Annotated in this window: 7 protein-coding genes and 1 pseudogene; 1 reads left to right on the forward strand and 7 read right to left on the reverse strand. The window is 49.5% G+C overall.

The window, feature by feature from the left end; translation table 11 throughout:
• Positions 1-433: 433 nt before the first annotated feature.
• The 6 genes from anmK to murQ form a co-directional block, all read right to left on the reverse strand.
• Complete coding sequence (anmK, locus tag JG50_RS0115105) at positions 434-1,576, reverse strand: anhydro-N-acetylmuramic acid kinase AnmK (protein WP_268745630.1); 1,143 nt, start codon at positions 1,574-1,576, stop codon at positions 434-436.
• 4 nt (positions 1,577-1,580) lie between these two features.
• Positions 1,581-2,483, reverse strand: a complete 903-nt coding sequence (locus JG50_RS0115110; RefSeq protein WP_033101962.1) for an N-acetylglucosamine kinase — start codon at positions 2,481-2,483, stop codon at positions 1,581-1,583.
• A 9-nt stretch (positions 2,484-2,492) separates the two neighbouring features.
• Positions 2,493-3,581 carry a DUF871 domain-containing protein gene (locus JG50_RS0115115; protein WP_033101963.1) on the reverse strand — a complete coding sequence of 363 codons (1,089 nt, stop codon included), beginning with the start codon at positions 3,579-3,581 and terminating at the stop codon, positions 2,493-2,495.
• A 45-nt stretch (positions 3,582-3,626) separates the two neighbouring features.
• Positions 3,627-3,941 carry a PTS lactose/cellobiose transporter subunit IIA gene (locus JG50_RS0115120; protein WP_198056597.1) on the reverse strand — a complete coding sequence of 105 codons (315 nt, stop codon included), beginning with the start codon at positions 3,939-3,941 and terminating at the stop codon, positions 3,627-3,629.
• Between the two features lie 33 nt (positions 3,942-3,974).
• Complete coding sequence (locus JG50_RS0115125) at positions 3,975-4,283, reverse strand: PTS sugar transporter subunit IIB (protein ID WP_033101965.1); 309 nt, start codon at positions 4,281-4,283, stop codon at positions 3,975-3,977.
• A gap of 64 nt (positions 4,284-4,347) precedes the next feature.
• Positions 4,348-5,256, reverse strand: coding sequence for an N-acetylmuramic acid 6-phosphate etherase (gene murQ, locus JG50_RS0115130; RefSeq protein ID WP_033101966.1), 909 nt, complete (start codon positions 5,254-5,256; stop codon positions 4,348-4,350).
• A gap of 200 nt (positions 5,257-5,456) precedes the next feature.
• On the opposite strand from murQ, the gene JG50_RS0115135 reads away from it, so the two are divergent.
• Positions 5,457-6,746, forward strand: coding sequence for a PTS sugar transporter subunit IIC (locus JG50_RS0115135; protein ID WP_033101967.1), 1,290 nt, complete (start codon positions 5,457-5,459; stop codon positions 6,744-6,746).
• Between the two features lie 207 nt (positions 6,747-6,953).
• On the opposite strand, the pseudogene JG50_RS21125 reads toward JG50_RS0115135, so the two are convergent.
• Positions 6,954-8,368 (reverse strand): annotated as a pseudogene (locus JG50_RS21125) (amino acid permease).
• Positions 8,369-8,399 lie beyond the last annotated feature (31 nt).

Raw genomic sequence — 8,399 nt, forward strand, 5'->3', positions numbered from 1 at the left:
GGATCAAACTCTCCGATAAAGATCTAGCTCAAAAAGAATCAACAGGTCATGCTTCACTCTTTAGTTTTCAAGGAACACATCGAAATTCTTTTTTCTCAACCGCGTTTCGCAGCGACGAAAATCATTTTATCAAATTTAATTTTAGATGTCAATGGTTTTAATAAAATTTATAAGTAAAACCATCAAGAACAGAATACGCTTTTTTTCTGCAAATAAGCGAGCGGCCTGGACAAGGCTTCTTGATGGAACCAACAGGCCCAAATCCCTTCGGCTTTCAGGAAAGTAATGTCCAGGCCGGCTCTAACCGCCTCCTTGTTGAGTCAAGCTCAGCCGAAATTCAAACTCAGCGAAATAAAATACAGGCGCGCAAACGTTTTGTCAGCTGTTTTCCTCTTTTCGCTCCGCCCGTTTCATTCTTATTTTTTCTCCCGGTTCAATATGGAACCGGAGTGATGGATCCGAGCACGACCCTTCTTTCCGCCCCGGTTGCGCCGGTCACATTTCCCGGCAAACCGTGCAGCATTTCATTGGCCAAAACGGCGAAAGCAACCGCTTCCTTGGCCGCGGAGGAAAACCCCAAATCTTCCTGGGTTAACACGCGATGATGGGGCAGGCATTCCTTCAACATTCGCAAAAGGGTAGGATTATAACTTCCCCCGCCGCTGATAATGATTTCAGCTTCCGGATACATCGGAAAAATAAATCGCTTATAATTTTCTGCGATGGAGCGGGCGGTAAACAGGGTAACCGTCGCCAGCCAATCTTCTGCCTGCAACCCTTTCCACTCTTTGAGCAGCTCCTCTGCATAAGGGGCGCCAAACACCTCCCTCCCTGTCGATTTGGGCGGGGGAGCAGAGATGAAGGGATGATTCATGAGCCTTTCCAGCAAAGGCTTGTGGATCTTTCCCCTGGCCGCCCACTCTCCGTTACGGTCACAGGGCAAACCGGTCAACCGTTGGCAAATCTCATCAATGATCATGTTGCCCGGCCCGGTGTCAAAAGCAAACACCTCATCCAGCGTGGCCTCTTTGGGAATGACGGTGGCATTTCCGATCCCGCCGATATTCTGCAAAATTCGGTCACGCCCGGACCGGTACAACAGAAATTCGGTATAGGGTACAAGCGGCGCCCCTTCCCCGCCTGCCGCCATATCCATTACCCGGAAATTGGCTACAACCTTGGTTTTTGTCTCATAGGCGATCACAGCGGGTTCCCCGATTTGCAAGGTAGAGCGGACAAAAGAACCATCGGATTTGGGGATGTGATAAACAGTCTGTCCATGCGAACCAATAAATGCAAGTTCCTCCAAGTCCACCCCGGCTTCACGGCAAACCTGTTTCACTGCCTCCGCAAACAGAGCCCCCAACTTAAAATTCAAACTACAAACCAGCTTAACAGAAGAGCGGTCCACTTCACAGCAGGCGCGAATTTCCCGTTTCAGCCCATCGGGAATGGGCAGGGTGAGAAAATGGATCAGTTTTACTTTCGTTGCAAGTCCGCTTCCCTCAATTTCCACCAATGCGGCATCGACCCCGTCCAGTGAGGTTCCCGACATCAAACCAACTGCCAGCGCCACCTGATCATCCTCTCTCCCCAAGTCTTCTCATGGCCAGATAATATCCCCCTTTGGCAGCTGATTCCCCTGCGATTGCGACGCGGGCATTCACAATGGATTGCCTGATTTCGCGCAGAAACGTTTCCCTGACATGGGAAATCCGGCAAAGAATGCTGCCGGCGACGGCAATGGAAACATCGTCACCAAACCCCAGCTTTTCCCGCAAGCGCAGCGTCATCTGCACCAACTCCCTCCCGGCGCGGCGCAAAATCGCGGCAGAAGCCTCATCACCCGAATCGGCCTGTCTCGCGACGATTGGTGCCAGACCGGCAATCTCCGCCTTCGTCACTCCATAAACAAATGATTTTAACCCCTCCGCCTCTTTCACCCCGATTTCATCCAACAAACATCGGCTGAGCGGGCTGTGCGGCAGGTTCCGTTCCGCTTCAGCGATAATGCGGCGCAACGCCTGAATCGCAATCCAGTAACCGCTTCCCTCATCTCCCAGCAAATTTCCCCATCCTCCTGTCACCGCCTGAACGCCTTCCTTCACCCCAAAGCAGATGGAACCCGTGCCGGCAACGGTTAAAATGCCGTCCCCTCCCCTCAAGGCTCCTGCATGGGCGATCTGCGCATCATTGACGATGGAAAAAGGGATGGCAAAACGCTCGCGAAGCATCTTTTCCAGTTCCGCACGGCAAGTGCCGCTCTCAATTCCCGCCAGCCCGAGATAAAGATAAAGGCACCGATCCTTTACTTGATGGATGCACCCCTCAATCGCCTCGCGTATATGCTTGATCGCCCGTTCCGGATCAACCAGAACATTGGCAAATCCGCTGCGTGACCGTGCCAGTTCCCTCCCGCTCAAATCAAAAGCCACCGCTTCGGTTTTCGTTCCGCCTCCGTCGACCCCAATCACAAACGGCATCCGGATCACCTACTTTTTATGTTCAAACCGAAAGGGACTCCACGGTTTCAACATATCCAGCAAAATCAGCTCTTCCTCGGCTATTCGCCCGACAACGTTGGTTTTTCCTTCATTTTTCATCGGCTTCAGGGCAATCTGCAATTCGCCTTTATACTGTCCGTACAGATCGTTGTCAATCAGCACATCGCCGCGCTTGATTTCGACAGTGAGATGCGGGGGAATGGGGACATCTTTGTATTTTACCCGGCTTTGGGTTGAGCGGATGAGGTAGTCGGAAACATCCCCGCGATAAAAATGAGGCTCTTCCAGGACGATTTTCCGCTCCAACTCCGTGATCCCTTCGTTCAGCTGAACAGTAAACGTCAGCCGGTCCGGATCAATTTGACTGAGCGCTCGCAGTTCTTCCTCAGACGCATAAGCATTTCCGACGATGACATCGTCAATGACTCCGGTGGCAAAAAGATGTTTGGCCTGCACGTCGACCGGCAGGGTTCGATGCATTTCCAGCGTGCACAGGCCCTCGGTTACCGGCCAGGGACCGAACGAAGCCGCTTGCGAGGACACAAAGGCAGCGGTGCGAATCCCCTTCTCTTTAAACTGCCAGCTGCAATGGAGAAAGTGATCATACGCCAGGCCGGTATAACGGTGAGGATAAAAATTATGACAGCCGAGCAAATTTTCCCGTTTCGGCTGATAACTGAGAATCTGCTCAAGATAACGGGTGCCGTTGCTCATATTGAGTTCAATTTTTAAACCGTAGGGATTGTACGTCATCGCCGCCTCTTCCCGGCCGGTGAAGCCGAGATCCAACCGGATTCCGCTCGCGCCGAGCTCGTTAAAAAATGACAGATCTTCGTAAGAGATTTTCAAGGCCTGAAACACGCGGGGAGCAATATCGACAACCACTTGCATTCCCAACCGATTCGCATACGCAACGGTTTCTTTAAAATCGGCGAGAATTTTTTCCCGGTTTCCCTGAACGGACAGCAGGCAGGAAAACACCCTGCTGAATCCGTACTCATGCGCCAGCTTCAAATACGCCTGATCCCGGTCAGGGGTGGAATGTTCCGGATAAATCGACACACCCAACCGTTTCATTGTTTTTCCCCTCTTTCTGCAAAACCGCTTTGAATGGTTGCCAAGTTACCGGCTCTCCTTCAATTTTTTGATTACCCGGATCATCCGCTCAATCAGCTTTTGCTCGCTTACCGCCGTCATCAAATGGTCTTGTGCGTGTATCAACAGCAATGATTTTTCAAACGTGGTCCCGTTCATCTCCGCCTGAATCAATTTCGTCTGCGTCTCATGGGCTTTCTCCAATTCTTCTTCGGCCTGTTTCAGCAACTGATCAGCTCTGTCAAAATCAAACGTTTCTGTTGCCTCCAGCGCTTCATAAGCAAGCCCGCGCGCATTTCCGGCATGCAGAATAATATTGAAGATTTCTTGTTCCAGATTCATCATCTTTCTCCTTCAACTAAGAGATCAGGACATTTATTTACTTTCGGCATAACTCTTGATCAGTTCAAGTACTTTCGGGGCGCCGATCGGCGTATAACCCGTAGGTGGAATCAAAACAACCGGTACATTCAACTGCTTGCCGATCTCGGCAAAAGTGGAAAAACGATGCTTTACTTGCGGAGCCACCAGCCCCAGGTCATACCCGGGCAATTCATTTTCAAATTCGTGGGTGCCGACCGCTTTGATCTCCAGAGCAAATCCTTGTTTATCCGCCTCCTGTTTAATGGCTTTGACCACGATGGCGCTCGACATTCCGCCTGCACAAACCATCAGCACTCGCACAAGCATCCCTCCATCATGATAAAAGAAATCGGCTGTCCGCCGTATGGATTGCTGATCTTTATTTTCAGTTTTTATTCACCGCTGCCAGTGCTTTTTTTAAGACTCCGTCATGTAATTCCAAAAGCCGGACCGCCTCATCGGGGGAGAGATCCGTTAAAAGTTGCAAAATGGCCGCTTTGGTATTCCCGTTCTGCTCTGATAGCGCTTTCTCCGCTTCCGCTCTGGTACAACCGGTCGCCTCAATCACAATGTTTTTCGATCGCTCAATCAGCTTATGGTTGAGCGGTTCCACATCCACCATCAAATTCTGATAAACTTTACCCAGGCGAATCATGGTTGCCGTGCTCAGCATATTAAGGACCATTTTTTGCGCAGTACCCGCTTTCATGCGTGTAGAACCGGTCACCACCTCCGGGCCGGTCACAACGCAAATCGTATGCTTAGCCACCTGTTCCATTTTTGTGCCGGGGTTGCAAACAAGGGCGACACTGGTTGCTCCCACCTCATTTGCATATTGAAGGGCACCGATCACATACGGTGTGCGCCCGCTTGCAGCGATTCCGACCACGATATCCCTGTCCGTCAGACGTATTTCCTGCAGATCGTTTTTTCCAAGATCATACTGGTCTTCTGCAGTTTCCCAGGATGTATCAACGGCACCCGCTCCCCCGGCGATAATCCCCTGAACCAATTGCGGCGGCGTACCAAACGTGGGCGGACATTCCAAAGCATCGAGAATCCCGATTCTCCCGCTCGTTCCGGCACCGATATAGATCAGACGCCCCCCTTTTTTAATCGCCTCCACAATCTGATCCACCGCCCGTGCAATCTGCGGCAACGCAGCGGCAACCGCCCCGGGGACCAGCGCATCTTCTTCGTTGATCCGTTTGACAACTTCAAAACTGTCCAACTCATCAATATCCATTGTACGTGGATTTCGTTTTTCCGTCTCCAGTCTGTCCAATTCCGACATCGCCTGTTTTCTCTCCCATCTGACGTCATTTAAGGGGCATTTTTTTCCTTGCAAAAAATATCTGAACAATTTTTATTATAACAAAAATTTTTATTATAACAAAAATTGGTATAGACAACTACTGCCCGATAAGTTATATTCAAATTGTAAACGGTTATATTTCAGACTAGTGTCACATTTATAACACCAGGAGGTTTTTTATGGAAACATTTTTGCAATGGATTGATTCTAAGTTGATGCCTCCTCTTGCACGCCTTTCGGAAGTGCGGCATTTGCGGGCCATTCGGGACGGAATCATCTCTGCTCTTCCCCTTATTCTCGTCGGTGCTTTTTTCTTGATTATCGCCAATCCTCCCATTCCCGGTCTGGCGAAGATGGTGGAGCCGTACACCAATGACATTTTAATCCCGTTCCGTCTTACACTCGGATTAATGGCCCTCTATGCTTCCTTCGGCATGGGATACAGCTTGGCCCGCTCCTACAAACTGGACGGCATTTCCGGCGGCATGCTGACGATGGTGACCTTTATCATGGCAACAATTCCGGTCAATCTGGATGACAAATTGCCGAAAGACCAGCCGCTCGGTTGGCTGTTGCCCATGGAAAACCTAGGCGGTTCGGGACTGTTTATGTCAATCTTGGCAATGCTGATCGCAGTTGAAAGCCTGCGATTTTTCAAGAAACATCGCATCACGCTCAAAATGCCCGATTCCGTGCCCAGTTCGGTTTCACGCTCGTTTGAGGCACTGATTCCCGCAGCATTTATTATCGTTGTCATGTGGGTGATCCGCGTCTGGCTTGGAATTGATTTAAATGAGGTATTGCACGCAATCTTCAAACCGCTGGCCGCCTTTGCCGGAAACAGCTATCTCGGCGCCTTGGTTCCGGTCATTTTCATCATGCTGCTCTGGTCGGCCGGTATTCACGGCGATGCGGTGGTCGGAACCGTTTTTCAACCGATCTGGTTTGCCCTGCTGGATCAAAATGCCGCTGCTGCCGCTGCCGGCAAAGCGCTGCCCAATCTGATTGTCGAACCGTTTTTTCAATGGTTCGTCTGGATCGGAGGATCGGGAACGAGCATCGGCCTTGCAATCCTCATGTGTTTTTCCAAATCTTCATACTTAAAGAAAGTCGGCCGTTTTTCGATTGTACCCGGCATTTTCAATATTAATGAACCGATCGTTTTCGGTGTGCCGATGGTGATGAACCCGCTGATGTTCATCCCTTTTGTCTTGGTTCCCATCGTTTGCACGACAACCACATATATCGCTTTTTCTCTCGATCTGATTAACCGCGTGGCCACCATTCCACCCTGGACATTACCTGCCCCAATCGGAGCGTATCTGGCAACCGGCGGAGATTGGCGGGCGATCGTTTTGTGCCTGGTTAATATCTGCCTTTCCGTTCTCATCTACTATCCCTTTTTTAAGGTATTCGAAAAAAGAATGCTCAAAGAAGAAAAAGGGGAGCTTGCCCAGTCAGCTTCATAAAATGCCCGCTGATCCGGCTCTGAGGGCATCAAAACTGCTGCAACCGAAACAAAACCGGGTGCGCATTGATTTTGCCGGATTGAATCAACACGTGCCCGGGATGTTCAGGAGGTGGAACGGGAGCTGTTCAAAATTCATTGAGGATGGAAATCCGGAAACCAAACCAAAACAATCCCTGGATAAAATGCCGAGGCGCACCGCATCCATTTACCGCAGTTTTTCGGCTGCCCTCGTCCCTTTGCGCCTGATGAGGATGAAGTAAGAAAAGCCGGCGATAAGCACAAATCCGACACTGATCAGCATACTCATCAAATGCTTGTAATCAAAAACACTCCCGACCAGCGCAATTGTCAAAATCAGGATGGCAAGCCAAAAACGCCAGGGAATTCCCCAGACTTTGCCCTGTTCATTGGCTGACTCTTGTTGAAAACGGCGAAAACGCAGGTATGTGTACAGAATCATGCCCCACAAAAACAAATAGACCACACCTGCAGAGGTCGTCAGAATTTCATAAATGGAACCAGGCAAAAAGTAAGAAGCGACAATGAACAGAAATACAAAGATCGTCGTCACGATCAGCGAGGGAAAAGGAACGCCTCGCTTATTTATTTTAGCCAATAAGGAAGGAGCTTCTTCCCGTTTGCTGAGGCTGACCAAAATATGAGAGACGCCAAACATGGCGGCAATAGCCGTTGAAAAGGCTGCCAAGATCATGATGAGATTCAGGACAGCATCAGCATACGGGATGCGTAACAAGGTTAAAATCGTTATCATCGGACTTTGGTTTTCCACGATTTTGGTCAGCGGGATGGCATAGAGGATGGCAAAAAGAGACAACAGATATAAAACAGCCAGAAGAAGGACAATTTTACGAAAAGCTGACGGAATCACCCTCGGATTTTCAACCTCGGCCGAAGCCATTCCCGTGGCCACAATCCCTCCAAAGGTAAAAACATCATGCTCAAGCTTGTTAAAAATCCGGGCAGGCCATGGGCAAACCATTGATCCGTCCGGGTAAAATGCGCATGCGCGGCAACCCGTCCACCAAGGATGAAATAAAAGACAACACCGATAAAGATGACCAAAGCTGCCGTTTTTACCACAGCAAAAAACGATTCGATCCGCCCGTAATTATTCATGCCAATCAAATTAATCCCCAGCGCCAACAGAGTGTATATCGTTGAGAGCATCCAGATCGGAACAGAAGGCAGCCATTTTTGTGTAAAGATACTGATCCCCGTAATCTCGCTGGACATTGCCAAAACTCCTGCCGCCCAATAAATCCAACCGCCAGTAAAACCAAATAAAGTTCCAAGATACTTTTCAACGTAATAAATAAATGAGCCCTGAGAGCCGGATTCCGTCACAATCATGGCACCCAAAGAGTCAAAAATGGCCCAAACAGCAAAAACTCCAACCAAATAAGACAATAAAATGGAGATCCCTGTTTCACGGATCGTCGTGGCTGTCGTCAAAAAAAATCCCGCTCCCAAGATGGAAGCAACCCCGATAAAGACCAGTTGCCCTTCGGACATTCCTTTTTTCTGCTTTTGTTCCGCAATCTTTTTTTGGTGAAATACCTGCGGTTTTTGCACTGATAACGGCTGTTTTCCTTCTTTCATCTCATTTCCTCCCTCCCTCAATAAATTAAGA

The sequence above is a fragment of the Thermoactinomyces daqus genome, assembly GCF_000763315.1.
In the GTDB taxonomy this organism is placed as follows: Bacteria; Bacillota; Bacilli; order Thermoactinomycetales; family Thermoactinomycetaceae; genus Thermoactinomyces_A; species Thermoactinomyces_A daqus.

Bases quoted from the DNA above. Each gene is read 5' to 3' on its own strand.
- JG50_RS0115135 (WP_033101967.1), top strand. From the start codon at position 5,457: ATGGAAACATTTTTGCAATGGATTGATTCTAAGTTGATGCCTCCTCTT.
- JG50_RS0115115 (WP_033101963.1), bottom strand. From the start codon at position 3,581: ATGAAACGGTTGGGTGTGTCGATTTATCCGGAACATTCCACCCCTGAC.
- JG50_RS0115120 (WP_198056597.1), bottom strand. From the start codon at position 3,941: ATGAATCTGGAACAAGAAATCTTCAATATTATTCTGCATGCCGGAAAT.
- murQ (WP_033101966.1), bottom strand. From the start codon at position 5,256: ATGTCGGAATTGGACAGACTGGAGACGGAAAAACGAAATCCACGTACA.
- JG50_RS0115110 (WP_033101962.1), bottom strand. From the start codon at position 2,483: ATGCCGTTTGTGATTGGGGTCGACGGAGGCGGAACGAAAACCGAAGCG.